This is a genomic window from Drancourtella sp. An12 (genome assembly GCF_002160935.1).
GTDB classification, from domain to species: Bacteria; Bacillota; Clostridia; order Lachnospirales; family Lachnospiraceae; genus Sellimonas; species Sellimonas catena.
Window position 1 is genome coordinate 98574 of record NZ_NFLO01000005.1, and the last position, 26600, is coordinate 125173.

The window sequence follows — 26600 nt, forward strand, 5'->3', positions numbered from 1 at the left end:
AGGTACATTCATGTATGATTGCCCCTTTTGTGTTAAATAAACAGGTATGTTACATGAAGAAAAGAATACAGTTTGGAAAAGAAAAAAAGCAGATTGATTATGACCTGATCCGTACTGTCGGAATCTGGGCATTTAAAATTATTCTTGTATGCCTGCTGGCACTTGTCATTGTGTTTTATTTTGGAAGACAAGTAAAAAATTCAGGAGATTCCATGCGTCCGGCAGTGCTGGACGGGGATATCGTTCTGGTAAACCGAATGATTTATGACGCAAGCAAGCCAAAACGCAGCGATATTATTGTATTCAAGCCAAACGGCAATGAAAACGCCCGATCCTATATCAAGCGGATTATCGGACTTCCCGGAGAGACTGTTCAGATCAAGGACGGGGAAATCTATATTGACGGCGAGAAGCTGGAAGAAAAGTACGAAACAACTGCCATTGAGGATGCCGGAACCGCTTCGGAGGAGATAACTCTGGACGGAGATGAGTATTTTGTTCTGGGCGATAACCGCAGGAACAGTGAAGACAGCAGAATGGCAGATATCGGGCATGTAAAACGTTCCGAGATCGAAGGCAAAGCATGGTTTGTTCTTTCGACAAAAGGAAATTTTGGATTTATATAGATAAAAGGAGGCACCTATGCATTTTCAATGGTACCCGGGTCATATGACCAAAGCGAAAAGAATGATGCAGGAAAATATCAAACTGATTGACCTGATTATCGAACTTGTGGATGCGAGAGTTCCGGTCAGCAGCCGGAACCCGGACATCGATGAACTTGGAAAACAGAAAGCAAGACTGATCCTTCTGAACAAGTCAGATCTGGCATCGGAAGGATGCAACGAAAAATGGGAGAAGTATTTCAAAGATAAGGGCTTTTCCGTTGTGAAGGTGAATTCCAGAAGCGGAGCAGGGATCAAATCCATCAACGGGGTGATTCAGGAAGCCTGCAGGGAGAAAATCGAACGTGACAGAAGACGCGGTATTTTGAACAGACCGGTCCGTGCCATGGTAGTCGGAATTCCGAATGTAGGAAAGTCGACCTTTATCAATTCCCTGGCTGGAAAGGCCTGCACCAAGACCGGAAACAAGCCGGGTGTGACAAAGGGGAAACAGTGGATCCGTCTGAATAAGCAGGTGGAGCTTCTGGACACACCTGGAATTCTCTGGCCGAAGTTTGAGGATCAGGAAGTCGGGATGAAGCTGGCTTTCATTGGATCAATCAAAGATGAGATTTTAAATACAGAAGAGCTTGCTGCAGAGCTGATCCGGCGTTTGCAGGGCAGATACCCGAATCTGACGGAAGAACATTATGGGATAGAGGAAAGCCGGGATCCGTACGAAACACTGCGTTTGATCGCAGAAAAGAAACACTGCCTGACAAAGGGAGGAGAGCTTGACTTAGAGAAAGCGGCTGTATTATTTATGGATGATTTCCGAAGCGGAAAGCTTGGAAGGCTGACGCTGGAAATTCCGGAGGATTACGAATAAGGGGAGACAAAGATGAAACAAGAGGATAAAGAAGAAAAGGGGAAAAGGAAATCAGCCGCGAGGGAAGTGCTGGACTGGATCATCTATATTGGCATTGTCCTGCTGCTTTCCTGGCTGATTATCACATTTGTCGGAGTACGCACTGTAGTAGACGGCCGGTCCATGGAGCCGACACTTCATGACGGAAACAACCTGATTGTAGATAAGCTGTCGTACCGTTTTCGTGATCCGAAACGTTATGAAATCATCGTTTTTCCGTACAAATATGAAGAGAATACATATTATATCAAACGGATTATCGGCCTGCCGGGAGAGACGGTCCAGGTGAAAGACGGGGAAGTCTATATTGACGGGGAACTGCTCGGAGAAGACTACGGGGCAGAGCCGATGGAGGATGCCGGAATTGCCGCGGAGCCGATTCAGCTTGGTGACGATGAATATTTTGTCCTGGGCGATAACCGGAACCACAGCTCGGACAGCCGGGACGCCAGTGTCGGAGTACTGAAAAGGGAGGATCTGATCGGAAGAGCCTGGATCCGGATTTATCCGTTTGATGAAATGGGGTTTGTTGTACATGAGTAAAACAATCAAAGAAATAAAAGAAGAGTTCGGGCGAACCCCTGTGGAGAGCTGGAATGCGCTTTATTCGGAATACGAAGGTGATTCCCGTTCCGGCGTTCAGAAACTGCTTCACTCTTTTCGGAAGCAGGAGGAGGCCAGAAAGCAGGAGCTGATACGTCTGGAGGAAATGTGCCGGTACGAAAAGAAATATGAGTCCTATGATTATATCTGCGGGATTGACGAAGTGGGGAGAGGACCGCTTGCCGGCCCGGTCGTAGCGGCGGCAGTGATCCTGCCAAAGGACTGCCAAATTCTCTATATCAATGATTCAAAGAAACTTTCGGCCAAAAAGCGGGAAGAGCTTTATGGCGAGATCATGGAAAAAGCGATTGCAGTAGGAATCGGGATGGCGGGACCGCAGAGAATTGACGAAATCAATATTCTGCAGGCGACTTATGAGGCAATGAGGGAAGCAGTGAGTAAGCTGACGGTCCGGCCGGATCTGCTGCTCAATGATGCGGTCACGATTCCGGATGTCCTGATTCCACAGGTCCCGATCATCAAAGGAGATGCGAAAAGCATTTCCATCGCCTGTGCCAGTGTTATTGCAAAAGTGACAAGAGACCGGCTGATGGTGGAATACGACAAAGTACTTCCGGAATATGGATTCGCGTCCAATAAAGGGTATGGATCCAAAGACCACATCGAGGCACTGAAAACATATGGACCGTCCCCGATTCACAGAAGCACATTTATCACACACTTTGTGTAACGGAGGATGCCGGATGAATCAGAAAGACAAAGGAAATGCTGCGGAACATCTTGCGGCAGCCTTTCTGGAGAGAAAAGGCTTTCAGATTCTGGAACGGAATTTCCGCTGCCGTGCCGGGGAGATTGATCTGATTGCGAAGGAAGGGGACTGTGTCGTTTTCGCAGAGGTCAAATACCGGAGCAGCACGTCTCTTGGACGGCCGGAGGAAGCGGTTGACCAGAGAAAGCAGCGGCGGATCTGCAGGGCTGCACTTTACTATCTTACAACCCATGGGCTTTTGGAGAGCCCGGTCCGCTTTGATGTGATTGCCGTCCTTGGAGAGGAAATCACGCACTTTGAACATGCATTTGAATTTCAGGAATAACAGGTAACAGATTATGAAAACATGGAAAACAACAAACAATCAGAATGATATTGTGTGCCGCACCGGAGCAGGAGACGTTCCGTATCTGTCGTTTCCGCTTCTTGAGCAGAGCGGTCTGGTACATCATGGATTCTCCACCCGCATGGGCGGAGTGAGTACCGGAATCTATGAGAGCATGAACCTGAGTTTCACAAGGGGTGACGAAGATGCAGCTGTCCGGGAGAATTTTGAACGGTTCGGCGCTGCAATCGGCGTCCGGACTTCTGACATGGTCTTTTCCAGACAGACACATACGTCCAATGTCCGTATTGTCACAGAGGAGGATCGTGGAAAAGGAATCGTTTGCCCGGTAGATTATGACAATGTAGACGGTTTGATCACAGATGTGCCGGGACTCTGCCTTGTAACATTTTACGCAGACTGTGTGCCGTTGTTTTTTCTGGATCCGGTCAGGAAGGTGATTGGTCTGTCCCATTCCGGGTGGCGCGGGACTGTGGCAAAAATCGGCCTGGAAACGGTGAAGAAGATGCAGGAAGTCTATGGAAGCCGCCCGGAGGATACTCTGGCATGTATCGGCCCGTCCATCTGCCAGTCATGCTATGAAGTGAGCGGAGATGTCATTGATGCGTTCCGGGAGTCTTTTTCTCCCAGGCTTTGGGAAACACTGTTCTACGAAAAACCGGACGGGAAATATCAGCTTAACCTCTGGAAAGCAAATGAAGCGGTCTTTGCCGAGGCCGGCATTTTGACGGAACACATTGCGGTGACGAATATCTGTACGAACTGTAATCCGGAGCTATTATATTCACACAGGGCGTCCGGCGGCAGACGGGGGAGCCTTGCCGCCTTTCTTGCCCTGAAAGAAACACAGGAGGGAAATCAACCACCATGTATTACACACTTCTGACAGAAAATGTAACAGAGAGGGTAACCGAAAATATTCAGCAGGAAGTTGAGACACAGACAAACTTTGCTGTCAATTTCCTGAATGAAAATCTGCCAAAGGTCATTGAATTCGGAATCGGTGTGATCTTTGCGCTGATCTTTTTTGCGATCGGAAGGGTTTTGATCAACTGGGTACGGAAACTCGTCCGCGCTTCCATCGAACGGTCCAATGCAGACAAAGGGGTAGAGCAGTTTGTGGATTCCTGTCTTAAGACGGGGCTGTATGCAATACTGATTTTAACAATTGTTGTGCGTTTTGGAGTGGATACTTCTTCGGTAGCAGCGCTTCTTGCTTCCGGAGGTGTGGCAATCGGTCTTGCGTTACAGGGAAGCTTGTCAAACTTCGCCGGAGGAGTGCTGATTCTTCTTCTGAGACCATTTACAGTAGGAGACTATATTATTGAGCATACGGATAATCTGGAAGGAACTGTTAAAGAGATTCAGATTTTCTATACAAAGCTTTCCACTGTTGACAACAAGACGATCGTTATACCAAACGGAAGTTTATCAAACAACAGTCTGACCAATGTAACAGCGATGGATCTTCGACGGCTGGATTTTTATGTCAGAATCGGATACGATGAGGATCTGCAGTCTGCTCAGAAGATTATCCGGCATGTAATGGAGCAGGAGCCGGAAGTAATCAAGGATAAAGAGCATACGGTTTTTGTGGATGATCTGGCAGAAAGTTACGTGAGACTTTGCGTAAGACTATGGCTGAAATCCGATGTATACTGGGATATACGGGCGAGTATCATGGAAAAGACGAAACTTGCACTTGACGAAGCGGGAATCCGCTTTGCCGGACAAAAGATGGAAATTGTCATGAAAGAATGACAGAATCATAAAAAGGCGGCAGAGAGCATCGCGTGAAAATCATGACGGATGCCTCTGCCGTTTTTCTTACATGGAATAGATCTGATATTCCTCTCCTTCCAGAGTTTTCCAGTGAAAGGTACCATTTTCAAGAATCATATAGCTATGCCGGCTGTTCTCTTTTGGAAGAGAGACAGATCCCGGATTCAGATAAGTAAAGGTCTCTGTTTTTGTACATGCAGGCACATGAGTATGTCCGTGAAGCAGGATATCTCCTTCCTGAAGAAGCGGTGGTGTCTGCAGATTATACTGATGACCATGTGTAACAAAAACCATCCGGTCCTTTTCGGAAATCAGACAGTAGTCTGCAAGAATAGGAAAGTTGAGAACCATCTGATCGACTTCGCTGTCACAGTTTCCACGCACACAGAAAACACGTGATGCAAGAGGATTGAGCAGTTCAATCACCTTCTTCGGATCATATTCCGCAGGAAGATCATTGCGCGGGCCGTGATATAGAATATCTCCAAGAAGAACCAGACGGTCGGCGGATTCGTTTTTAAATGCTTCCAGCATTTTCTTGCAGTAAAAAGTGGATCCGTGGATATCGGATGCAATAAAATATTTCATAGCAGTATTCCTCCTTTTCTCAAAAAGTGTATCACAGTCTAAAAAAATACTCAAGCTCTGCCCGATCGTGATTTGACAGAAAAAGGATCCATCCGATATAATAAGTGGCAGAATCATACTGCCTTTTCAGGTGGAAGAAAGGAATAAAAACATGCGTGTAATAGCAGGAAGTGCAAAACGATTGCAGCTAAAAACGATAGAAGGGCTTGACACAAGGCCGACAACAGACCGGATCAAGGAGACACTGTTTAATATGATTTCCCCGGAACTTGCCGACTGCCGGTTTCTTGATCTGTTCAGCGGCAGCGGAGCCATCGGGATTGAAGCATTAAGCCGCGGCGCGCGGACCGCGTATTTTGTAGAAAAAAACCAAAAGGCGGCAGCCTGCATCCGTGACAATCTGAAACATACCAGACTGGAGGATCGGGCGGTCCTGATGAAAACGGATGTCATCAGCGCACTGAGAAAAATGGAAGGAGAAGCGCCGTTCGATTTCATTTTCATGGATCCGCCGTATCATGCGGGAGCAGAGTTTGAAGTATTTGATTATCTGAGATCTTCTTCACTCGTCAGCGAGGATACACTGATCATTCTGGAGGCATCTTTGGATACTGATTTCAGTTTTCTGGAGGAGATGGGATACGAGATTATAAAAGAAAAAAAATATAAAACAAACAGGCATATTTTTGTCGAAAGACGTTGAGTTCTTTCGTGGAACGTGATAGAATAACAAAGTAAATGACAGGATTTGTCGAAGTAAGAAGGAGAGTGTAACTATGAGCAGCCGAATTGAGCAGATTATTGATGAAATTGAGGAATATATAGATAATTGTAAGTTCCAGCCATTATCCACGACAAAGATTATTGTGAACAAAGATCAGATCGACGAGTTGTTGAGAGAACTCAGAATGAAGACGCCGGAAGAGATCAAGCGTTATCAGAAGATCATCGATAATAAAGACGCAATCCTTGCAGATGCCCAGACAAAGGCAGATACGATGATTCAGGAAGCAAAAGCAAAGACAGACGAGCTTGTAAGTGATCATGAAATCATGCAGCAGGCATATGCACAGGCAAACGAGATCGTAGCGGCTGCTACGGAACAGGCACAGCAGATTATTGACAGCGCGACTGAGGATGCAAACCAGCTCCGCATGGGTGCCATGGGATATGCAGATGATCTGATGGCAAAAGTAGAAAATATGATCGGACATGCGCTGGATAATTATACATCCAAGTATGACAGCCTTGTCAATTCCCTTCAGGAATCTTACGACATGGTACGCAATGACCGCGAGGAACTCCGGATTCAGGATGAGACAGAAGCAGAGTTCGCTCAGGCTATGGATGAGGAATAATAGCTGCTACAGTATTTGAATATAGAGATACGCCATGAGACTGGCTGCCGCACCGGCAGCCAGTTTTTCTGCAATATACGGAGTGATTTTCAGACCACTTCCATTCAGCATGCCGTTTGTCTGTGCACCGGCACAAAATCCTCCGAAGGCACAAAGTCCCATGATACAGGCATAGCGTAACGAAAAGGGAAGAGGGAGTGTTTCCAGCATTACCACTCCATTTGTGATCTCCAGAAAAGAAAGCAGCAGCCTGCCTGGAAGAGTACCGGCGAAGGGGAGCTTGCACGCAAGTTCCAGAAATACGGAAAATACAATAATATATCCCCCGATTTTGGTTATCGTTTCAAAGCTGTCCATAATTGACAGATCAAGTACATCCATGGAAAAACGTCCGTTGTCTCCGTGAAAAACTGTCGGTGCCGGATGGGTTTCTTTTTTCAGATAGATCCTGCAAAAGGCGAAGCTCAGTACCACGGGAACAAGAAGAAAAATTATCATGGATCCAAAGACAAGAGAAGGGTCCCCGATCGTCTGGCATACTACAAACCCGGCCATAAAACCAGGGCTGGTATTATTGCAGAAAGAGAGCAGATATGCCCCCTCGCGGGATGAAATCCTCCGGTCCCGCACCAGATCCGCCGTGACCTTCGCACCCATGGGATAACCGCATAAAAATCCGGTAAGCACCGCAAAGCAGCCGCCCGGACTGACAGAAAACAAAGGTCCGAGGACCGGATAGACAAGGCGTGAAATGTGCCGGATCAGACTGGTCCTCAGCATGATATTGACAATAATCAGAAAAGGAAGCAGAGTCGGAAGTACCGTCTCAAACCAGAGCAGCAGCCCGTTCCTGGCCCCCTGAAATACATCTCCCGGAAACAACAGCATGATGACAAATAGGAAAATCGTGAAAATGACAAAAAAATAACGTTTCAAAATCGTTCCTTTGGTAAAAATAGTCAATAAATTGTATGAAAAATATGGTGATTTTAGAAGCACTATGCTATAATAAGTTTAGATTTGGTAAAAAACGAGAGAAAGGGAGATAACAATGGCAGTACTGGAACAATTAGAACCAAAAAAAGTATTTCAGATTTTTGAGGAGCTTTCCTCTGTTCCGCGAGGAACATTTTACGATGAGAAAATCAGCAACTGGTGTGTGGACTTTGCAAAAAAACGGAATCTGGAATACATACAGGACGATGCGGGGAACGTCATCATCAAAAAGCCGGGAACATCTGGATATGAAAATTCGGAGCCGGTCATTCTGCAGGGACATATGGATATGGTCTGCGAGAAAGTGGAGGGCTCAGATCACGATTTTGAGAATGATCCTCTGGAGCTTTATGTAGAAGACGGATATGTAAAAGCGAAAGGAACAACACTTGGCGGTGACGACGGAATTGCCATTGCCTACGCATTTGCGCTTCTCGACAGCGATGATATTCCGCATCCGCCGCTGGAAGTTATTGTGACAACAGACGAAGAGATCGGAATGGGCGGAGCCAATGCCCTTGACATGTCACAGATCAAGGGAAATATTTTCCTCAACATCGACGGAGAAGAGGAAGGCATTATTCTTGCAGGCTGTGCAGGAGGTGTTCTTGAGACTTTGAAGATTCCTGCAGAGCGGGAAGAAAAGAGCGGTTCTGTGATGAGAATCAAAGTAAGAGGACTCCGGGGAGGACATTCCGGATCCCAGATCCACGAGCAGCGTGGAAACGCAAATAAAATCATGGGAAGAATCCTGAATCATCTCGATCAGGGTACTGAGATTGCTCTTGTATCCGTAAGTGGAGGTTCCCAAGATAATGTCATTGCCGGTACGGCAGAAGCAGTAATTGCAGTGGCAGATCCGAAGAAGGCTCAGGAGATTGTATCTGACATGGAAGCTACATTAAAGGCAGAGTTTTCCTCTGATGAACCGGATCTTCAGGTTCCGGTTACCGTCACGGAAGAGACGGTACAGGCACTCACAAAAGAAGTCACAAAGAAAGTGATTTTTGCAATGGTCTGCACACCGTACGGTGTACAGGGACTCAGCAGAGATCTTCCAGGTGTGGTAGAGACTTCCCTGAATCTTGGTATTGTAAAAACTGATGAGACAGCCATCTCCCTGATGTACTATCTGAGAAGCAGCGTGAACTCCCAGATGCAGGAATTAAAATCCATTTTCCGGACATGGGCTGAAATGCTTGGAGGCACTCATGAAGAGAGTGGAGAATATCCTGCATGGATGTATCAGAAAGAATCAAAAATACGTCCTCTGATGGCGGAAGCATACAAGGAAGTCACAGGTAAGGATGCCGTGATTTCTACTGTACATGCCGGACTGGAATGTGGCCTTCTGTCTGCGAAAAAGCCGACACTGGACTGTGTTTCCTTCGGACCGGATATCCCGGATGTACACTCTGTCAATGAGCGTCTGGATATCGAGTCAACCGCGCGTGTATGGGAAATGATCAAAGTGGTTCTCGCAAAACTGAAATAAAACAGAATGTGGACGCCGCGCCGGTGACAGGAATGCTGCCGGCGCGGAACTCTTTGTTTAACAGGAAACTCCGTTCCCTGTTAAACAAAAAACGCTCCGCGGGATGCGCACTCGCGCAAAGCAGAAATTAGTCGCTAAAGCGACCGCGCTCGGCGCAAGAGTTCCGCGAGCGGAACTCTTTGTCATATCCCGGCCGGACATTTCATATTACTAGTCAAAAAGGGGGAAGCTGGCACATATGCAGAGACGCAGAGGATATATGCAGTTTCTGATACTGGTTCTTCTTCTGATTCTGGAAGGAGCTGCCATTCCCAAACTTCAAAATGACGCATCTTATTTTTCCCTTGGCAAAAGCGTTGTTTCGGAAGAGTTTTTCCGCAGTCATGAGCTGACAGAGGAGATGGTCTCGTATATGAGAACATCCAAAGAACCGGGACGGGCGGCCGGACTGTTTCTTCTGGAACAGAACTTCCACTCGGGTATTTCTTTCCCTTCACTGACAAAGCAGAATTTTCAGAAGATCGAAAAACAGTGGCGGGCCAGCCCGTCTTATTCCGCCTATATGGCAGCCTGCGAAAAGATCTGGGCGGATGTCCGGTATTTTCCGGTTATGTTCTGGAAAGAGGAGCCGGATCTTACCGTCACCTACGAAGATTCCTGGATGTATGAGCGGACTTACGGAGGAAAGAGGGGACACGAGGGGACGGATCTGATGGCATCCGAAAATAAAAGAGGGATTTTCCCGATTGTCAGCATGACGGATGGAACGGTCACAAGTAAAGGATGGCTTCCGAAAGGAGGATGGCGGATCGGGATCACGGCACCTCACGGAGGCTATTTCTATTACGCTCATCTGGATTCTTACGCGGATGTGGAAATCGGGGAGGAGATAGAGGCGGGCGACCTGATTGGGTATATGGGTGACAGCGGATACGGAGACGAGGGGACAACGGGTAAATTCCCGGTACACCTGCATCTTGGGATTTATCTGGAAGAGCCGGACGAAGAAATCAGTATCAATCCATACTGGATTCTCCGATATGTGGAAGACTCCAAACTTTTCTGTAGAAAAAGTGACTGAAGCATGGAGAATTTGCTGCAGGTATGGTATACTGACTCTGTATGCGAAAGGAGAAAATATGGAGTTACCAAAAGCATTTGAAGAGAAAATGAAAACCCTCCTGGGTGAAGAATTTGATGCATATACGGCCTGCTATGAGGAGCCGCGCTACTATGGCCTCCGTGTCAATACTTCCAAAATCAGCGTGGAAGAATTCCAAAAGATCTGTCCGTTTTCCATTACCCCGGTTCCGTGGATCGAAAACGGATTTTATTATGACGGAGAAAAAGAAAGCCCGGCCAGACACCCGTATTATTACGCAGGTCTTTATTATCTGCAGGAGCCAAGTGCCATGACACCGGCCAACCGCCTGGATATTACACCGGGGGAGAGGGTGCTGGACGTCTGTGCCGCTCCCGGCGGAAAGGCAACGGAACTTGGAGCGAAGCTTCAGGGAGAGGGCGTGCTGATCGCCAATGATATCAGCAACTCCCGGGCCAAGGGACTTTTAAAGAATCTCGAACTGTTCGGAATCGGAAATATGCTTGTTCTGAGCGAGGAGCCGGGAAAGCTGATGGACTACTTCCCGGAATATTTTGATAAAATTCTGATCGACGCTCCGTGCTCCGGCGAAGGGATGTTCCGGAAAGATAAAAAGATGATGAAGGCATGGGAGGAACACGGCCCTGAGTTTTTCTCAAAACTTCAAAGAAGCATTCTGACCCAGGCCGCAGCAATGTTGAAGCCGGGCGGAATGCTTCTGTATTCCACCTGTACGTTTGACCCGCTGGAAAATGAGGGAAGCGTCTCCCGGCTTCTGGAACAGTATCCGGAGTTTGAACTTCAGGAGATCCGCCCATATGAAGGATTCCGGGAAGGACGCCCGGAATATGCTTCCATCCGTCAGGAAGAGTTTCGTAAAACCGTCCGGATTTTCCCACATCACATGAAAGGCGAGGGACATTACCTTGCCCTTCTGAAAAAGGGGAACGGGGAAGGTTCCGAAACACAGACATCCAGGATTCACCCGGCGAAAGGAAGAAGTGCTTCCTACGAGAAACTGCCGGAAGATCTGAGAAATTTCTTACAGCTTGTGCACCGCCCGTTTGATGCCGGCCGGTTTGATATCCGTAAAGAACGGGTTTACTATATGCCGGAAGGGCTGCCGGATCTTACCGGCATCCGCTTGTTACGAAGCGGTCTTCTCATCGGAGAACTGAAAAAAGGAAGATTTGAGCCAAGCCAGGCGCTTGCGATGAATCTGAAAAAAGACGAATATGAGAATATTCTCGATTTTCCGCTTTCAGATGAGCGTGTAATTAAATATCTGAAAGGTGAGACGATTCTCACCGATGATCTGACCGGGCCGAAAGAAAAGGGATGGTATCTCGTCTGCGTGGACGGATATCCACTTGGATTCGGAAAGCTTTCCCAGGGCACGTTGAAGAACAAATATCTTCCAGGATGGAGATGGATGTCATCATGATGCGGTTAGATCGGATTTTAACAGAGATGGGAGCAGGCAGCCGGCAGGAAGTCAAAAAGCTGATCCGCAAAGGACAGGTCAGCGTGGATGGAGAGATCATCAAAAAGCCGGAGGTCAAAGTAGAGGAAAAAACCGCCAGGATCCGGTGCCTTGGCATTTCGTACCGGTATGAGCCTTATGTTTATTATATGCTCCACAAACCGGCCGGTGTCGTATCTGCGACAGAGGATTCCAAAGAGCGGACCGTACTGGAGCTGCTGGAAAATCCGGCAAGAAAAGATCTGTTTCCGGTGGGACGCCTTGACAAGGACACAGAGGGGCTTCTGCTTCTGACAAACGACGGAGAGCTGGCCCATCGTCTCCTGTCACCGAAAAAGCATGTAGATAAGACATACGAGGCTGTCATTTCCGGTATTGTCACGGAAGAGGACGCAGCCGCATTTGCACGGGGAGTGGATATCGGAGACGATACTCTGACACTTCCGGCAGTGCTGGAAATTTTAAATACCGATCCGGAGCAGAATTGTTCCGAAATTTCCATCACAATACAGGAAGGACGCTATCACCAGATCAAACGGATGTTTGAGGCGGTTGGAAAGCACGTTGTCTATCTGAAACGAATCCGGATGGGGACACTGAATCTGGATCCGGCGCTCCCAAAAGGAGCATCGCGCCGGCTGACAGAAGAAGAAATTGATGCGTTAAAACAGGCCTGGGCAAAGGAGAGCTAAATGAGAACAGATATGACTGAAAAAACAAAAGCAGTGATCTTTGACATGGACGGGACCCTGATCGACTCCATGTGGATCTGGCCGGACATTGATTCATATTATGTAAAAAAATATCATCTGGAGCTTCCGGATGATTTTCACAGAGCGATCGAGGGAAAGTCCTACCATGAGACGGCACAGTATTTCCGGGATACATTTGACATGGCACTATCGACCGAAGAAATCATGGACGAATGGACCAGCCTTGCCTACCAGAGATATACCGAGGAGGTCACGTTGAAACCGGGAGTGGAGGAATTCCTCCGGTATGGGAAGGAAAACGGAATCCTGTTCGGAATTGCGACGAGCAACGGAAGGACTCTTGCTGAAGCAGCACTGAAAGCGCTTCAGATCGATACCTATTTTACGGCCATGCGGACTTCCGGGGAGGTAAACGTTGGAAAGCCGTCTCCGGATATTTACCTCAAGGTGGCTGAGGACATGCAGGTCCGGCCGGAGCACTGTCTTGTGTTCGAGGACGTGCCGATGGGGATTCTGGCAGGAAAACGCGCGGGCATGCAGGTGTGCGCCGTCTACGATGAGTTTTCCCGTCCACTGGATCAGGAAAAGAAAAAACTTGCCGACTATTACATCCATGATTTTCACGATGTAATGGATCGCATCAAAGAGAGGAACACAGATGGAAAATAAGTTTTTACCGGTCTCCCGAAGAGAGATGGAAGAGCGGGGATGGGATCAGGTTGATTTTGTCTACATCAGCGGAGACGCCTATGTAGACCATCCGTCCTTTGGACACGCCATCATTACAAGACTTCTGGAGGCTCATGGATACAGAGTCGGGATCATTGCACAGCCGGACTGGAAGGACAAGAACAGCATTACCGTTTTCGGGGAGCCAAGACTTGCATTTCTTGTATCGGCCGGAAATATGGATTCCATGGTCAACCATTACAGCGTTTCCAAGAAGCGCAGAAGCCAGGACGCCTATACGCCGGGCGGCGTCATGGGGAAACGTCCTGATTACGCCTGCGTCGTCTACGGAAATCTGATCCGCCAGACGTACAAAAAGACGCCGGTGATTCTCGGCGGAATCGAGGCAAGTCTCAGAAGACTGGCCCATTACGATTACTGGTCTGACCGGCTGAAACGCTCCGTGCTTCTGGATTCCGGAGCGGATCTGATTTCCTACGGAATGGGAGAACGCTCCATTGTGGAAATCGCAGATGCATTGAACGCCGGAATCCGGGTGGAAGACCTGACTTATATTGACGGGACAGTCTGCAAGGTCAAAGACCGGGAAGCGATATATGACGCCGTGGAGCTGCCGGCCTATTCCGAGCTTCAGAAAGACAGGCTTCGTTATGCCGAGAGTTTCTATACCCAGTACTGTAATACGGATCCGTTTACGGCAAAGCGGCTGATTGAGCCGTATTCGGAGCACGTCTATGTCGTACAGAATCCGCCTGCAAAGCCGTTGTCCCAGACCGAGATGGACGATGTGTACGCGCTTCCTTACATGCGGACCTATCATCCGATGTACGAAAAGGACGGAGGAATTCCGGCCATCTCAGAAGTGAAATTCAGTCTGATCAGCAACCGGGGATGTTTTGGTGCCTGCAGTTTCTGCGCACTGACATTCCATCAGGGCAGAATCATTCAGACAAGAAGTCATGAGTCCCTTGTTGAGGAGGCGAAACTTCTGACGGAGGAGCCGGATTTCAAAGGATATATTCACGATGTAGGCGGACCGACTGCCAACTTCCGGCATCCGGCCTGTGACAAGCAGCTGACTCACGGAGCATGTAAGCACAGACAGTGCCTGTTCCCGAAACCATGCAAAAATCTGAATGTGGATCATAAAGACTACCTGAAGCTCCTGCGAAGCCTCCGGGAAATACCGAAGGTCAAGAAGGTCTTTATCCGTTCCGGTATCCGGTTTGATTATGTCATGGCAGATCCGGATGATACCTTTATGCGGGAGCTTTGCGAATATCACGTAAGCGGGCAGCTCAAAGTAGCGCCGGAACATATTGCGGACCCGGTTCTTCAGATGATGGGAAAACCGGAGAATTCCGTGTACCGCGCATTTACTGAAAAATATAAAAAGATCAACGAACAGCTTGGAAAGAAACAGTATCTGGTGCCATACCTGATGTCGTCTCACCCGGGCTCCACCTTAAAAGAGGCGGTGGCTCTTGCGGAATATCTGCGGGATCTTGGTTATATGCCGGAACAGGTGCAGGACTTTTATCCGACACCGTCCACCATCTCCACCTGTATGTACTACACGGGAGTCGATCCAAGGACAATGAAGCCGGTTTATGTACCGAAGTCCCCGCATGAAAAGGCGATGCAGAGGGCGCTGATTCAGTACCGGAATCCGAAAAACTATGAGCTGGTCATGGAAGCTCTCAAAAAAGCAGGGCGGGAAGATCTGATTGGGTTCGGAAAGCATTGTCTGATCCGTCCGAGGCAGACAAAAGAGGACCGGTATTTTGCAAAAAAACGGCAGCAGTCAAAGGAGGCTGCCGCACCGAGGAAAAAGAAAACCATCAGAAATACACATAAGAAAAAGAAAAAATAGCAGCAGGGAGGAATGTATATGAGGATTGCAGTTGTGACAGGAGCATCTTCCGGGATCGGGAGAGAGTTTGTAACCCGGATCCCCGCATTTTACAGGCAGCTTGATGAGATATGGATCACGGCCAGAAGAGCGGAAAGGCTGGAACAGGTCAAAAAGACCGTGGAGGAGAAAACCGGGATCTATGTCCGGATTTTTGCAGGCGATCTGGAAAAAGATCTGATCTATAAGCAAATCTTAAACCGCCTCGAGAATCAGAATCCGGATGTCCGGATGCTTGTAAATGCCGCCGGATTTGGAAAAATCGGAGAGGCAAAAGAGATTGCCGGGCACGATCCGCAGGCCCAGCTTCGGATGATCGACGTCAACTGCCGCGCGCTCACGAAAATGACGCTGATGATCCTCCCGTACATGAAAAAGGGAAGCAGGATTTTAAATATATCAAGCGGGGCAAGCTTTTGCCCGCAGCCTGGATTTACAGTTTACGCGGCAACAAAGGCGTATGTCACCAGCTTCTCCAGAGGACTCGCCGAAGAGCTGAAAAAAGACGGAATCATTGTGACAGCGGTCTGCCCGGGACCTGTGGATACGGAATTCTTTGAGGTGTCCGGAACCAATAACAGCAAGGCCAAACAGGCAACGATGGTTTCGGCGCAGGATGTAGTCCGGACCGCACTGCTGGATGCAAAAATGAAAAAGCCTGTTTCTGTTCATGGAACATTGATGAAAGGGGCAAGGATCGCCGGTAAACTGATGCCGGAGAATGTCATCTTTTACGCCATGGACAAATGGATGAAATAAAGGGGAGCATTTATGAAAATTACAAAAGGGATGCCAGGTTATATCAAGGACCAGAAGAAAAAGCGGATCCTGATCACCATCCTTCTTTTTGGGATCAGCATTGCCGTCTTTCTGACCGGATATCTGACAACACACACGAGAAACAATCTGCTTACCATCGTGGCGATTCTGGGATGCCTTCCGGCCGCCAGATCCGCTGTCGGAATGATTATGCTGCTGCCATACCGGTCTTTTGAGGAAGAGAAAGTCAGGGAGGTGGAAACAGCGGCTGCCGGAATTCTTTCCGCTTATGACATGGTGCTTACCAGCTCGGAGAAAGTAATGCCTGTAGATGTACTCCTGATTTCCAGACACCTGATCTGCGGGTATGTTTCCAGAACCAAGGTTCCTCCGGCAGAGGTGGAGGCATATCTCGCCCGGATACTGAAAGAGAATCATTACGACAAAGTAACAGTCAAAATTTTTACTGACTACGATTCCTTTCTGAAGCGGGCCGAAAGTTTTGGAGAAACAAAGCAGAAATCAGAAGGGCAGCCGGACAGAGCGGTGCGTGAAATGCGCCGGCTGATCCTGACGGCTGCGGTATAGGAGAATCCAATGCAGACAATCAGAATTGAAAAGAATGATGCCGGGCAAAGAGCGGACAAGTTTTTGTCCAAATACCTGTCCAAGGCACCAAAAAGCTTTATCTATAAAATGATGCGGAAAAAAAACATCACCCTGAATAAGAAAAAGATGACGGGGAGCGAACATCTTACCGGGGGAGACCTTATCCAGATGTTTCTCTCCGATGAGACGATCGAAAAATTTTCCGAAAGCAAGTCCCAGGGGCCGGCTGTCAGGGATCAAAAAGCACTGGCCGGAAAGCTTCAGGTACTTTATGAAGATGAGGATGTACTGTTTGTCAACAAGCCGTGCGGACTGCTCTCGCAGAAAGCATCGCCCGGCGACATCTCTCTGGTTGAGTATCTGACAGCCTACCTGCTGGAAAAGGGGGAGATCACACCGGAAGAGCTTCGGCGTTTCCGCCCGTCCATCTGTAACCGCCTGGACCGGAATACAAGCGGCATTGTGACAGCCGGGAAAAGCCTGCGGGGCCTTCAGGTGTTGAGCGGGATGTTGAAAGACCGTTCTGTTCGGAAGTATTATCGGACCATCGTGTACGGACAGATGAAAGAGCCTGTCCGGGCCTGCGGTTTCCTGACCAAGGACGAGCAGCATAACAAAGTATCGATCAGTTCCAAGCCTTCCGAGGGCAGCGTCCCGATCGAGACCGAATATGTTCCAATTCAGACAGGGGCGAAGCACACCCTTCTGGAGGTGCACCTGATTACCGGACGGACCCATCAGATCCGGGCACACCTTGCTTCCCTCGGATATCCGATTATCGGAGATTACAAATACGGAAACCGGAGAGAAAACGACCGTCTGAAAAAGGAGTTCGGACTGACACACCAGCTTCTTCATGCATACCGGATGGAGTTCCCGGAAGAAACGGCAGAACTGAAAAAGCTGTCCGGCCTGATCGTCCGGGCGGAGCTTCCGAAACAGTTTGAGATGATTCAAAAAGTATATATTTAGAGTGAAAAAGGAGCAGCAACATGGCCACATGGACATCGAGAGGACTGCGGGGTTCTGCCCTGGAGGACTATATCAATCACACAAATGAACAATACCGCAACAAAGGCCTTGCTCTGATTCAGAAGATTCCAACGCCGATCACTCCGGTCCGGATCGACAAAGAACACCGGCACATTACCCTGGCGTATTTCGACCAGAGAAGTACCGTCGATTATATCGGCGCCGTGCAGGGGATTCCGGTCTGCTTCGATGCCAAAGAGTGCGCGGCGGACACCTTCCCGCTTCAGAATGTACACCGGCATCAGGTAGAATTTATGGAGGAATTTGAGCGTCAGGGAGGGATCGCCTTTCTGCTGATCCTCTACACGGGAAGGACAGAGCTTTACTACATGCGTTTTCAGGAACTGAAGCGGTTCTGGGAACGGATGGAGAAAGGCGGAAGAAAAAGTATCCGGTATGAAGAACTGGATCCCGAATTTTTCTTCACATTGAAAAGCGGGTGCATGGTTCCTTATCTGGATGAGATACAGAAAGATCTTGACAAAAGAGAGTAAGATTTTTATAATATTCGTTGTAATTTCAATTTAACATGGTAGCATGATAAAGTGAACAAAAAGAAAAAGAGAAAGAGTGGATAAGACATGAAACAGAAAATTTTACACACACCGGAAGGGGTACGGGACATTTACAAAGTAGAGTGCCGGAAAAAGCTGGCACTGCAGGATAAGCTGCATCACGTCCTGCATCTTTATGGCTATCATGATATACAGACGCCGACCTTCGAATATTTTGACGTATTCCGAAAAGAGATCGGAACGATTTCTGTGAAGGAATTATATAAATTTTTTGACCGGGAGGGAAATATCCTTGCGCTTCGGCCGGATATTACGCCGTCTGTTGCCAGAGCTGCTTCGGCTCTGTATGAAATCGAAGAAAAGCCGCTTCGGCTTTGCTATATAGGAAACACGTTTATCAACCATTCCCGCTATCAGGGACGCCTGCGGGAGAATACACAGCTTGGCGCCGAGTATATCGGGGTAGATTCCAAGGATGTGGATGCGGAAATGCTGGCAATGGTTGTGGACTGTTTAAGACAGTCCGGTCTTGAGAATTTCCAGATCAGCGTAGGGAATGTCGGATTCCTGTACAGTCTCATGAAGGAAGCCAAACTTCCGCCGGAATATGAGGAACACCTGCGGCAGCTGATCTCAAACCGGAATTATTACGGTGTGACGGAGCTCCTGGACGAGGCAAATGTCAAACCGGAGATGAAAGAGCTGTTCGGCCATCTGCCGGAACTGGTAGGAGGACCGGAAGTTCTTGATAAGGCGATGGCGATTGCGCCGAACGAGCTTGCAAAACGCGCCATCAAACGTCTGAAAGATACATATGAAATTCTGAAAGCATATACCGTACAGAAATATATCACATTTGACCTGAGCATGAGCGGTGCATACGGCTATTATACAGGCGTGATTTTCAGAGCATATACATTCGGCACCGGAGACGCGGTTGTCAAAGGAGGCCGGTACAATCATCTGATGGAAAAATTCGGAAAGCGGGCGCCTTCCATCGGATTTGCCGTTATTATCGATGAACTGATGAATGCCCTTGCAAGACAGCATGTGCAGATTTCCTACGAAGAGAATGCTGCTATCATTGTCTATGCGGATTCCCAGCGCAGACAGGCGATCAGCCTTGCGAAAGAATTCCGGGCACGACAGAACAGTACGGAACTGTTCTGCAAAAAGGCCAAAGAATCCCTGGATTATTACATCCAGTACGGTAAGAAAAATCAGGCGGAGAATCTCCTCTATCTTCCGGAAAACGGAGAGATCGAGATGATTAACCTGAAAACCGGGGAACGGAAAACAATCGGACAGAAGAAGGAGGAGGAACAGTCATGAGATATTTGACCTTTGCCCTCTGTAAAGGGCGCCTTGCAAAACAGACGCTGGAGCTTCTGGAGCAGGTTGGCATTACCTGTGAGGAAATGAAAGACAAGTCCTCGCGCAAACTGATTTTTGTAAACGAAGAGCTGAAACTCCGGTTTTTCCTTGCAAAAGGGCCGGATGTTCCGACTTATGTAGAGTACGGAGCCGCGGATATCGGTGTGGTCGGAAAGGATATTATTCTGGAAGAGGACCGGAAAGTCCACGAAGTACTCGACCTGAAATTCGGCGCCTGCCGGATGTGTGTCTGCGGACCGGAAAGCGCAAAGGAGCTTCTGGGACACCGGGAGATTATCCGGGCAGCCACAAAATATCCGAATATCGCAAAAAATTATTTCTTCGACCAGAAGCACCAGACGGTGGAGATCATCAAACTGAACGGTTCCATTGAACTTGCTCCGATCGTCGGGCTTTCCGAAGTAATTGTAGATATCGTTGAGACTGGAACGACATTGAAAGAAAACGGACTGAAAGTTCTGGAGGAAGTCTGCCCGCTTTCCGCAAGAATGATCGTCAATCCGGTCAGCATGAGAATGGAAAATGACAGAATCCGGGAACTGATCACCGGACTGAGGGAAATTTTAAAGTAAAGGCGGGATAGAAGATGAGAATCCAGAAATTGACAGAAGAGACAAAACAGAACCTTTTACAGGATCTGTTAAAGAGAAGTCCGGACAGTTATGGAGAATACGAAGAGCGGGTTGCCGCGATTCTGAAGCAGGTAAAAGAAAAAGGTGATGAGGCGCTCTTTGCCTATACCGAACAGTTTGACCACGCCCATCTTACAAAAGAAACGGTTCGGGTATCCGAAGAGGAGATTGCAGAGGCATATGAAAAAACAGACGAAAAGCTGATCGGTGTAATCAGAAAAGCGCTGGAAAATATCAGAAGCTACCACGAAAAGCAAAAGCAGTACAGCTGGTTTGACAGCAAGCCGGACGGCACGCTTCTCGGACAGAAAGTTACCCCACTGAAACGTGTGGGCGTTTACGTGCCGGGAGGAAAGGCGGTCTATCCGTCTTCCGTACTGATGAATGTGATCCCTGCAAGGATTGCCGGAGTGGACGAGATCATCATGGTGACGCCTCCGGGAAGGGACGGAAAAGTCAGTCCGCATACGCTGGTTGCGGCAAAAGAAGCAGGAGTGGACGCGATCTATAAAGTCGGCGGGGCTCAGGCCATTGCTGCCCTTGCCTACGGGACAGAGAGTATTCCGAAGACGGACAAGATTGTAGGACCGGGTAATATCTATGTTGCCCTTGCAAAAAAAGCAGTTTACGGATATGTCAGCATTGACTCGGTAGCGGGACCTTCGGAAATTCTGGTTATCGCAGATGAAACCGCAAATCCAAGATATGTTGCGGCGGATCTTCTTTCCCAGGCAGAGCACGACGAACTTGCTTCTGCGATTCTGGTAACAACAAGCGCCGAACTGGCAGAGAAGGTATCCGACGAAGTGGATGGATTCTTAAAGGAACTTTCCCGTGCGGAGATTATACAGAAATCACTGGATAATTACGGATATATCCTTGTTGCCCAAACGATGGAGGAAGCCATCGAGACAGCCAATGAAATTGCAAGCGAACATCTGGAAATTCTGACGAAAAATCCGTTCGATGTGATGACAAAGATCCGAAATGCAGGAGCTATCTTCCTTGGAGAGTATGCAAGCGAACCGCTTGGGGACTACTTTGCAGGACCGAACCACATTCTGCCGACAAATGGAACAGCGAAGTTTTTCTCTCCGCTTTCTGTCGACGATTTTATCAAGAAGTCCAGCATTATTTCCTACTCCAGAGATGCGCTTGAGAAAATTCACGAGGACATCGAATATTTTGCGCAGGCAGAGCAGCTGACCGCTCATGCCAATTCGATCAAAGTACGGTTTGAAAAAGAGGGGGAATAGCGATGCCGGAGCGAATTTCAGAACAACACAGAAAGACGAAAGAGACGGATATTTCCGTCCGCCTGAATCTGGACGGGACCGGAAAGACAAAGATCCGGACCGGAATCGGATTTTTTGACCATATGCTGGAAGGGTTTGCAAGGCACGGACTCTTTGACCTGGAAGTGCAGGTAGAAGGCGATCTGAACGTAGATACGCATCACACCATCGAGGATACCGGGATTGTTCTTGGACGGGCGATCGCAGAAGCAGTCGGCGATAAAAAAGGGATCCGGAGGTTTGGATTCTTTCTCCTTCCAATGGATGAAACACTCTCCCTTGCGGCAATCGATCTTTCCGGTCGTCCGTTTCTGAAATATCAGGCAGAGTTTACCGTGGAAAAGATCGGAGAAATGGATACGGAGATGATCCGGGAGTTTTTCTATGCAGTATCCTACAGCGCCATGATGAATCTGCATCTGAAAATCGTAGATGAAGGAAACAATCATCATATGGCGGAGGCGCTTTTTAAAAGTTTTGGAAAGGCTCTTCACATGGCCGTTTCCTTTGAGCCTGGTATGACGGAAGTATGGTCTACAAAAGGTAGCTTATAGAAGAAAGGAACTGAAAACAGATGAGTTATAAAAGAATTGTTCCCTGCTTGTTTTTATGGCAGGGAAAAGCAGTCAGATGGTTCGATGATATGGATGTTCTCTCGGAAGACGCGGTTGCTCTTGCAAAGCATTACAGCGATAAGGGAGCAGACGAGCTTCTTGTATTCGACCTTTCTGATTCGGATGAGGATCATGAGGAGTCCATCGACCTGCTGAAAAAAATCACAAAATCAGCCGGGATCCCTGTTGTAGCAGGAGGAAATATCAAACGTCTGGAAGATGTGAAAAAGATACTTTACACCGGAGCGAAACGGGTCGTTCTGAATTTCTCCAAAGCAAGCTCTGTAAAAATGCTGGAGGAAGCGTCCAAGAGATTCGGAAAAGAGAAGATAGCCGTTTCTCTGAATGATTTCGATACCCTTTTCAAACAGCAGCATCTGATTGAAAAATACAGCAGCGAGATCATTTTCATGCACAGACTGGATCTGAACTCTGTGATGACACTGACAGAAATTCCATATGTGGTCCTGACCGATACGATGGAAGAATCTGAGATTTTCCGGATTCTGAAAAGTCCGGGGGCAAGAGGCATTTCCGGAAAATTTGTCAGCCGCATGGATATGGATTTTCATCTCTTTAAGACAGAATGTCAGGAATGCGGCATCCAGATGACTTTCTTTGAGAGCGTACTTGATTTCTCGGATTTCAAGCTGAATTCCGACGGCCTGATTCCTGTTATCGCGCAGAATTATAGAACAGGCGAAGTGCTGATGCTTGCCTATATGAATGAAGAAGCATTTGACCGGACGGTGAAAACCGGAAAAATGACATATTACAGCCGGAGCAGACAGTGTCTCTGGACAAAAGGAGAGACATCCGGTCATTTCCAGTATGTCAAATCTCTGACCATCGACTGTGACAAGGATACGCTTCTTGCAAAAGTAGAGCAGATCGGAGCAGCCTGCCATACCGGAAATCCGACTTGCTTTTTCCAGACTATCGCAGGCACGGATTATGATGAAACCAACCCGCTTCAGATTTTTGAAACCGTATATGGCACGATCCTGGACCGGAAGAAGAATCCAAAAGAAGGATCATACACCAATTATCTCTTTGATAAAGGAATTGATAAAATTCTGAAGAAGGTGGGAGAAGAGGCGGCAGAGGTCATTATTGCAGCCAAGAATCCGAACACAGAGGAGTTGAAATACGAGCTCTCAGACTTCCTTTATCATGCCATGGTGCTGATGGTAGAGCGGGGACTTGACTGGAACGACATTATTCAGGAATTATCTGACAGACACTAGCATACTTTGGAAAGACAGGGTATATTATAATTATATATCCTGTCTTTTTTAGACGGCAAAGCGGAGGTGTATGGTTTTGAATGACAGCCGGGAAAGAAAGAGAAAAGAGGCACTGGAGCAGATGCGGGCAAGGGAGGAGAATCCGGCGGAGTCGCCCCTTCATGCACCGGCAGTCCACCCGAGATACCGCGCGGCTTACGGAAGCATCTATCCGGAACAGGAAACGCGTCAGACCGGAACATTAGGAGTCCGGATTGTCATCAGTATTCTGCTGTTTGCAGGCTTCCTTTCTCTGGATTATGAGAAGCTTCCTTCGTCTGTTCCGCAAAGGACAGAGATTCTCCGTCAGATACAGGCGCCGTTTTCCCTTCCATCCGTGAAACAGTTTGACCTGACCGGTATTTTGTAGTATAGTTATTGAAGAAATTTTCATGAAATGAGGAATACAGATGATTAAAGCAGTATATCCAGGCAGTTTTGACCCGGTTACATTCGGACATCTGGATATCATCACAAGGGCGGCAAAAGTCGTAGATGAACTCATTATCGGCGTCCTTGTCAACCAGAAAAAGACACCGCTTTTTACCATGGAGGAGCGTCTGCAGCTTCTTCAGGAAGTGACAAAAGATTTCCCGAATGTAACAGTAAAGGCATTTGAAGGGCTGACCGTTGAGTTTGCAAAGCAGAACCATGCAAGACTGATTATCCGTGGACTTCGGGCCGTTACGGATTTTGAATATGAAATGCAGTTGGCACAGATCAACCACAGTGTGGACAATGAGATTGATACCATGTTCTTTACGACAAGTCTGGAATATGCCTTTTTAAGTTCTACACTGGTAAAAGAGTTTGCATATTATGGCTCCGATACAGACAGATATGTTCCTAAGGTTGTTTCCAGAGCATTAAAAGCGAAATATCCGGAAGCCGGAAATACACAACAGTAGAGAAATCAGGTGAAGAAGATGAAAATATGGATTGCAGGAGCGGACGGACAGCTTGGATGCGCGCTTAATGATATGGCAAAGCAGTATCAGCCGGACGCTGAGATTATCAACACAGATATCGAAGAGGTCGATGTGACAAATTTAAATCAGGTTATCGACTTTGCAAAGGAAAAAAGGCCGGATGTGATTTTTGACTGCGCTGCGGTCACAAACGTCGGGACATGTGAAGAATCGCCGGAATACGCCTATAAAGTTAATGCGATCGGTGCAAGAAATCTTGCGATTGCAGCATCTAAAGTTCAGGCCAGAATTCTCCTGCTGTCAACGGATGACGTGTTTAACGGGATCCGTCAGGTGCCGTACCATGAATTTGATGAGACGGATCCGATGACAGTTTATGGAAGAAGCAAACTTGCAGGAGAAAATTATGTCAAGGAATTTGCGCATGACCATTTCATTATCCGGAGCAACTGGGTCTTTGGGCGCGGAAGTGATGCAAATTTTGTCAATCAGATTTTAAAAGCAATTGAAACAAAGACAGAACTCTATATCTCCGATGATCAGTACGGTTCACCGACCAGTGCCAATGCACTGGCGGCATTTATGCTGAAACTGATCAATACAGAAGAATACGGGACCTACCATGTGACATGCAGCGGTGTCTGCAACCGATACGAATTCGCAAAAGAGATTGTAAGGATTGCGGAAAAAGATGTCAGGGTAATCCCTGTACCGACCAGAAAAGCTGAATACTGTTCTGCAAGACCGACTTTTACAGTACTTGACAATTTTCTGATTACGGTACTCGGCATACATAAGATGCCGACATGGATTGATGCACTGGAAGAATATATGGAGCAGGAATACAAAAGATAAAATAAGACAGCAGGAGTAATTATGCATTATACATTTTCGGAGCTTATATGGCTGGTACTGATCTATTCCTTTCTGGGATGGTTCATAGAGACAATTGTCGGAACCATACGGAAAAAGAAATTTGTAAACCGGGGATTTTCTTCAGGACCGTTTTGTTTTATATACGGAACAGCAGCATTGATCATGATTATTTCTCTGGAAGATCTGGAAAATCAGCCGTTTTTCCTGTTTCTCGGATGCATGATAATTGCTACGACGATCGAATGGTTTGCCGGTAAAATTCTGGAACGGATGAATCAGCGCAAATGGTGGGACTATTCCGATAAAAAATGGAATTTTGACGGATATATCTGTCTGCAGTACAGCGTTCTCTGGGGAGTTCTTGGTGTACTGGCAGTCAAATTCGGAGATGAAGATTTCACCAGGCTGTTTCATCTTATCCCCAGGCCGTTTGGGAATATACTGGTCGGTATCGCCTTTGCCGGAATTATTGTTGATATGTCTGTGTCATCGGCGGCGGCGCTGCGCATTGGCAGGCCGACAAAAGCCGCAGTCCGCTGGAACCGGAAAGTGGCAGTTGTTACGGGAAAATTCACGGCGCTGATTGTCGGCCATGTAGAGCGAAGAATGGAAAAAGCTTATCCTCTGATCCAGGTGGCAAGAGAAGAAGCTGAGAAAGAAGGACAGTTTGCCGAGGGATGCGGATTTTACAAACTGTTCTGGCTGTTCGTTATCGGTTCGCTTCTCGGGGATCTGGTTGAGACCATTTTCTGCCGGATTACAGCAGGAGTATGGATGAGCCGGAGCAGCCTTGTATGGGGGCCGTTCAGTATCATCTGGGGAATGGCGATTGTTGCGGCAACAATTCTTTTACATAAGGACAGAGAGAAGCCGGACCGGTATCTTTTTATGGTCGGCACGTTTCTGGGCGGCGCTTATGAGTACCTGTGCAGTGTTTTCGCCGAATTGTTTTTCGGAAAAGTATTCTGGGATTACAGTGGCATTCCTTTTAATCTGGGCGGGCGAATTAACCTGCTTTACTGTTTCTTCTGGGGAATCGCTGCAGTAATATGGATCAAGGTACTGTATCCCCGTATATCCGACTGGATCGAAAAGATACCAAAACTCACAGGATATATTGTTACATGGTGTCTTATCCTGTTTATGGCAGCGAATATGGTTGTATCAGCCGCTGCTCTTGTAAGATACGACCAGAGAGCACAAGGTGATACACCGGACAATGCCGTTGAAAAACTGATTGATACCAGATTTGACGATGCCAGAATGGAGAAGATTTATCCGAATGCCAAATCCGCACGGTGAGCCGGCATACAACCGAAAAAATCAG

Annotated in this window: 30 protein-coding genes; 28 read left to right on the forward strand and 2 right to left on the reverse strand. The window is 47.7% G+C overall.

Annotated features, from left to right (window positions below):
- The first annotated feature begins 53 nt into the window (after nt 1-53).
- From lepB (B5E64_RS07120) to B5E64_RS07150, 7 genes are read left to right on the forward strand one after another with little or no spacing between them, the layout of a single operon-like run.
- Nucleotides 54-626: a signal peptidase I gene (gene lepB, locus B5E64_RS07120; protein WP_087167930.1), complete on the forward strand. Its 573-nt coding sequence runs from the start codon at nt 54-56 to the stop codon at nt 624-626.
- Between the two features lie 16 nt (nt 627-642).
- The gene (ylqF, locus tag B5E64_RS07125; RefSeq protein WP_087167832.1) at nt 643-1494 is read left to right on the forward strand and encodes a ribosome biogenesis GTPase YlqF; all 852 of its coding nucleotides are present in this window, start codon (nt 643-645) and stop codon (nt 1492-1494) included.
- Between the two features lie 12 nt (nt 1495-1506).
- Nucleotides 1507-2076: a signal peptidase I gene (gene lepB, locus B5E64_RS07130; RefSeq protein WP_087167833.1), complete on the forward strand. Its 570-nt coding sequence runs from the start codon at nt 1507-1509 to the stop codon at nt 2074-2076.
- Nucleotides 2048-2827 carry a ribonuclease HII gene (locus tag B5E64_RS07135; RefSeq protein ID WP_343284051.1) on the forward strand — a complete coding sequence of 260 codons (780 nt, stop codon included), beginning with the start codon at nt 2048-2050 and terminating at the stop codon, nt 2825-2827. The genes lepB (B5E64_RS07130) and B5E64_RS07135 overlap by 29 nt, the downstream gene beginning before the upstream one ends.
- A gap of 13 nt (nt 2828-2840) precedes the next feature.
- The gene (locus B5E64_RS07140; RefSeq protein WP_087167835.1) at nt 2841-3191 is read left to right on the forward strand and encodes a YraN family protein; all 351 of its coding nucleotides are present in this window, start codon (nt 2841-2843) and stop codon (nt 3189-3191) included.
- A gap of 13 nt (nt 3192-3204) precedes the next feature.
- Nucleotides 3205-4098 carry a peptidoglycan editing factor PgeF gene (gene pgeF, locus B5E64_RS07145; RefSeq protein ID WP_087167836.1) on the forward strand — a complete coding sequence of 298 codons (894 nt, stop codon included), beginning with the start codon at nt 3205-3207 and terminating at the stop codon, nt 4096-4098.
- On the forward strand, nt 4080-4973 hold the full coding sequence (locus B5E64_RS07150; RefSeq protein WP_087167837.1) for a mechanosensitive ion channel domain-containing protein: 894 nt from the start codon (nt 4080-4082) through the stop codon (nt 4971-4973). Before pgeF ends, B5E64_RS07150 begins: the two co-directional genes overlap by 19 nt.
- A gap of 66 nt (nt 4974-5039) precedes the next feature.
- Here B5E64_RS07150 and yfcE read toward each other — a convergent pair whose 3' ends face one another.
- Nucleotides 5040-5582, reverse strand: coding sequence for a phosphodiesterase (gene yfcE, locus B5E64_RS07155; RefSeq protein ID WP_087167838.1), 543 nt, complete (start codon nt 5580-5582; stop codon nt 5040-5042).
- 151 nt (nt 5583-5733) lie between these two features.
- On the opposite strand from yfcE, the gene rsmD reads away from it, so the two are divergent.
- Nucleotides 5734-6285, forward strand: coding sequence for a 16S rRNA (guanine(966)-N(2))-methyltransferase RsmD (gene rsmD / locus B5E64_RS07160; protein WP_087167839.1), 552 nt, complete (start codon nt 5734-5736; stop codon nt 6283-6285).
- Between the two features lie 73 nt (nt 6286-6358).
- Nucleotides 6359-6940 (forward strand): ATPase, encoded by a 582-nt coding sequence (locus tag B5E64_RS07165; RefSeq protein ID WP_087167840.1) that lies wholly within the window; start codon nt 6359-6361, stop codon nt 6938-6940.
- A gap of 6 nt (nt 6941-6946) precedes the next feature.
- Here B5E64_RS07165 and B5E64_RS07170 read toward each other — a convergent pair whose 3' ends face one another.
- Nucleotides 6947-7876: a transporter gene (locus B5E64_RS07170; protein WP_242960111.1), complete on the reverse strand. Its 930-nt coding sequence runs from the start codon at nt 7874-7876 to the stop codon at nt 6947-6949.
- 115 nt (nt 7877-7991) lie between these two features.
- Between B5E64_RS07170 and B5E64_RS07175 the strand changes: the two genes are divergently transcribed.
- The 19 genes from B5E64_RS07175 (at nt 7992) to B5E64_RS07265 (ending at nt 26575) form a co-directional block, all read left to right on the forward strand.
- Nucleotides 7992-9431, forward strand: a complete 1440-nt coding sequence (locus B5E64_RS07175; protein ID WP_087167841.1) for an aminoacyl-histidine dipeptidase — start codon at nt 7992-7994, stop codon at nt 9429-9431.
- Nucleotides 9432-9669: 238 nt separating this feature from the next.
- On the forward strand, nt 9670-10512 hold the full coding sequence (locus B5E64_RS07180) for a M23 family metallopeptidase (protein WP_242960112.1): 843 nt from the start codon (nt 9670-9672) through the stop codon (nt 10510-10512).
- 58 nt (nt 10513-10570) lie between these two features.
- Complete coding sequence (locus B5E64_RS07185; protein WP_087167842.1) at nt 10571-11977, forward strand: RsmB/NOP family class I SAM-dependent RNA methyltransferase; 1407 nt, start codon at nt 10571-10573, stop codon at nt 11975-11977.
- Nucleotides 11974-12708 (forward strand): pseudouridine synthase, encoded by a 735-nt coding sequence (locus B5E64_RS07190; RefSeq protein WP_242960113.1) that lies wholly within the window; start codon nt 11974-11976, stop codon nt 12706-12708. Before B5E64_RS07185 ends, B5E64_RS07190 begins: the two co-directional genes overlap by 4 nt.
- Nucleotides 12709-13398, forward strand: a complete 690-nt coding sequence (locus B5E64_RS07195) for an HAD family phosphatase (protein WP_242960114.1) — start codon at nt 12709-12711, stop codon at nt 13396-13398.
- Nucleotides 13388-15292 (forward strand): YgiQ family radical SAM protein, encoded by a 1905-nt coding sequence (locus B5E64_RS07200; protein ID WP_087167843.1) that lies wholly within the window; start codon nt 13388-13390, stop codon nt 15290-15292. Before B5E64_RS07195 ends, B5E64_RS07200 begins: the two co-directional genes overlap by 11 nt.
- An 18-nt stretch (nt 15293-15310) precedes the next feature.
- Nucleotides 15311-16090 (forward strand): SDR family NAD(P)-dependent oxidoreductase, encoded by a 780-nt coding sequence (locus tag B5E64_RS07205; RefSeq protein WP_087167844.1) that lies wholly within the window; start codon nt 15311-15313, stop codon nt 16088-16090.
- A gap of 12 nt (nt 16091-16102) precedes the next feature.
- Nucleotides 16103-16678: a hypothetical protein gene (locus B5E64_RS07210; RefSeq protein WP_087167845.1), complete on the forward strand. Its 576-nt coding sequence runs from the start codon at nt 16103-16105 to the stop codon at nt 16676-16678.
- Nucleotides 16679-16687: 9 nt separating this feature from the next.
- The gene (locus B5E64_RS07215) at nt 16688-17671 is read left to right on the forward strand and encodes an RluA family pseudouridine synthase (protein ID WP_087167846.1); all 984 of its coding nucleotides are present in this window, start codon (nt 16688-16690) and stop codon (nt 17669-17671) included.
- A gap of 20 nt (nt 17672-17691) precedes the next feature.
- Complete coding sequence (locus B5E64_RS07220; protein WP_087167847.1) at nt 17692-18225, forward strand: Holliday junction resolvase RecU; 534 nt, start codon at nt 17692-17694, stop codon at nt 18223-18225.
- Between the two features lie 87 nt (nt 18226-18312).
- Nucleotides 18313-19578: an ATP phosphoribosyltransferase regulatory subunit gene (gene hisZ / locus B5E64_RS07225; RefSeq protein ID WP_087167848.1), complete on the forward strand. Its 1266-nt coding sequence runs from the start codon at nt 18313-18315 to the stop codon at nt 19576-19578.
- The gene (gene hisG, locus B5E64_RS07230; RefSeq protein ID WP_087167849.1) at nt 19575-20213 is read left to right on the forward strand and encodes an ATP phosphoribosyltransferase; all 639 of its coding nucleotides are present in this window, start codon (nt 19575-19577) and stop codon (nt 20211-20213) included. Before hisZ ends, hisG begins: the two co-directional genes overlap by 4 nt.
- A 14-nt stretch (nt 20214-20227) precedes the next feature.
- The gene (gene hisD / locus B5E64_RS07235) at nt 20228-21529 is read left to right on the forward strand and encodes a histidinol dehydrogenase (protein ID WP_087167850.1); all 1302 of its coding nucleotides are present in this window, start codon (nt 20228-20230) and stop codon (nt 21527-21529) included.
- Nucleotides 21530-21531: 2 nt separating this feature from the next.
- Nucleotides 21532-22122 (forward strand): imidazoleglycerol-phosphate dehydratase HisB, encoded by a 591-nt coding sequence (gene hisB / locus B5E64_RS07240; RefSeq protein ID WP_087167851.1) that lies wholly within the window; start codon nt 21532-21534, stop codon nt 22120-22122.
- 20 nt (nt 22123-22142) lie between these two features.
- Complete coding sequence (hisIE, locus tag B5E64_RS07245; protein ID WP_087167852.1) at nt 22143-23429, forward strand: bifunctional phosphoribosyl-AMP cyclohydrolase/phosphoribosyl-ATP diphosphatase HisIE; 1287 nt, start codon at nt 22143-22145, stop codon at nt 23427-23429.
- Nucleotides 23430-23505: 76 nt separating this feature from the next.
- Nucleotides 23506-23838, forward strand: coding sequence for a hypothetical protein (locus tag B5E64_RS07250; protein WP_162610158.1), 333 nt, complete (start codon nt 23506-23508; stop codon nt 23836-23838).
- A gap of 40 nt (nt 23839-23878) precedes the next feature.
- Nucleotides 23879-24376 carry a pantetheine-phosphate adenylyltransferase gene (gene coaD / locus B5E64_RS07255; protein ID WP_087167854.1) on the forward strand — a complete coding sequence of 166 codons (498 nt, stop codon included), beginning with the start codon at nt 23879-23881 and terminating at the stop codon, nt 24374-24376.
- An 18-nt stretch (nt 24377-24394) separates the two neighbouring features.
- The gene (rfbD, locus tag B5E64_RS07260; protein WP_087167855.1) at nt 24395-25252 is read left to right on the forward strand and encodes a dTDP-4-dehydrorhamnose reductase; all 858 of its coding nucleotides are present in this window, start codon (nt 24395-24397) and stop codon (nt 25250-25252) included.
- A 21-nt stretch (nt 25253-25273) separates the two neighbouring features.
- A complete protein-coding gene (locus B5E64_RS07265) occupies nt 25274-26575 on the forward strand; it encodes a putative ABC transporter permease (RefSeq protein ID WP_087167856.1) in 1302 nt (433 codons plus the stop codon).
- Nucleotides 26576-26600: the final 25 nt, after the last annotated feature.

Coding starts and splice junctions, on each gene's coding strand:
- B5E64_RS07175 (WP_087167841.1), top strand. CDS start 7,992: ATGGCAGTACTGGAACAATTAGAACCAAAAAAAGTATTTCAGATTTTT.
- coaD (WP_087167854.1), top strand. CDS start 23,879: ATGATTAAAGCAGTATATCCAGGCAGTTTTGACCCGGTTACATTCGGA.
- pgeF (WP_087167836.1), top strand. CDS start 3,205: ATGAAAACATGGAAAACAACAAACAATCAGAATGATATTGTGTGCCGC.
- B5E64_RS07220 (WP_087167847.1), top strand. CDS start 17,692: ATGGCCACATGGACATCGAGAGGACTGCGGGGTTCTGCCCTGGAGGAC.
- B5E64_RS07205 (WP_087167844.1), top strand. CDS start 15,311: ATGAGGATTGCAGTTGTGACAGGAGCATCTTCCGGGATCGGGAGAGAG.
- rsmD (WP_087167839.1), top strand. CDS start 5,734: ATGCGTGTAATAGCAGGAAGTGCAAAACGATTGCAGCTAAAAACGATA.
- B5E64_RS07210 (WP_087167845.1), top strand. CDS start 16,103: ATGAAAATTACAAAAGGGATGCCAGGTTATATCAAGGACCAGAAGAAA.
- ylqF (WP_087167832.1), top strand. CDS start 643: ATGCATTTTCAATGGTACCCGGGTCATATGACCAAAGCGAAAAGAATG.
- hisG (WP_087167849.1), top strand. CDS start 19,575: ATGAGATATTTGACCTTTGCCCTCTGTAAAGGGCGCCTTGCAAAACAG.
- B5E64_RS07140 (WP_087167835.1), top strand. CDS start 2,841: ATGAATCAGAAAGACAAAGGAAATGCTGCGGAACATCTTGCGGCAGCC.
- B5E64_RS07150 (WP_087167837.1), top strand. CDS start 4,080: ATGTATTACACACTTCTGACAGAAAATGTAACAGAGAGGGTAACCGAA.
- lepB (WP_087167930.1), top strand. CDS start 54: ATGAAGAAAAGAATACAGTTTGGAAAAGAAAAAAAGCAGATTGATTAT.
- B5E64_RS07200 (WP_087167843.1), top strand. CDS start 13,388: ATGGAAAATAAGTTTTTACCGGTCTCCCGAAGAGAGATGGAAGAGCGG.
- hisIE (WP_087167852.1), top strand. CDS start 22,143: ATGAGTTATAAAAGAATTGTTCCCTGCTTGTTTTTATGGCAGGGAAAA.
- yfcE (WP_087167838.1), bottom strand. CDS start 5,582: ATGAAATATTTTATTGCATCCGATATCCACGGATCCACTTTTTACTGC.
- B5E64_RS07195 (WP_242960114.1), top strand. CDS start 12,709: ATGAGAACAGATATGACTGAAAAAACAAAAGCAGTGATCTTTGACATG.
- B5E64_RS07190 (WP_242960113.1), top strand. CDS start 11,974: ATGATGCGGTTAGATCGGATTTTAACAGAGATGGGAGCAGGCAGCCGG.
- B5E64_RS07215 (WP_087167846.1), top strand. CDS start 16,688: ATGCAGACAATCAGAATTGAAAAGAATGATGCCGGGCAAAGAGCGGAC.
- B5E64_RS07135 (WP_343284051.1), top strand. CDS start 2,048: ATGAAATGGGGTTTGTTGTACATGAGTAAAACAATCAAAGAAATAAAA.
- rfbD (WP_087167855.1), top strand. CDS start 24,395: ATGAAAATATGGATTGCAGGAGCGGACGGACAGCTTGGATGCGCGCTT.
- hisD (WP_087167850.1), top strand. CDS start 20,228: ATGAGAATCCAGAAATTGACAGAAGAGACAAAACAGAACCTTTTACAG.
- B5E64_RS07180 (WP_242960112.1), top strand. CDS start 9,670: ATGCAGAGACGCAGAGGATATATGCAGTTTCTGATACTGGTTCTTCTT.
- hisB (WP_087167851.1), top strand. CDS start 21,532: ATGCCGGAGCGAATTTCAGAACAACACAGAAAGACGAAAGAGACGGAT.
- B5E64_RS07185 (WP_087167842.1), top strand. CDS start 10,571: ATGGAGTTACCAAAAGCATTTGAAGAGAAAATGAAAACCCTCCTGGGT.
- B5E64_RS07165 (WP_087167840.1), top strand. CDS start 6,359: ATGAGCAGCCGAATTGAGCAGATTATTGATGAAATTGAGGAATATATA.
- hisZ (WP_087167848.1), top strand. CDS start 18,313: ATGAAACAGAAAATTTTACACACACCGGAAGGGGTACGGGACATTTAC.
- lepB (WP_087167833.1), top strand. CDS start 1,507: ATGAAACAAGAGGATAAAGAAGAAAAGGGGAAAAGGAAATCAGCCGCG.
- B5E64_RS07265 (WP_087167856.1), top strand. CDS start 25,274: ATGCATTATACATTTTCGGAGCTTATATGGCTGGTACTGATCTATTCC.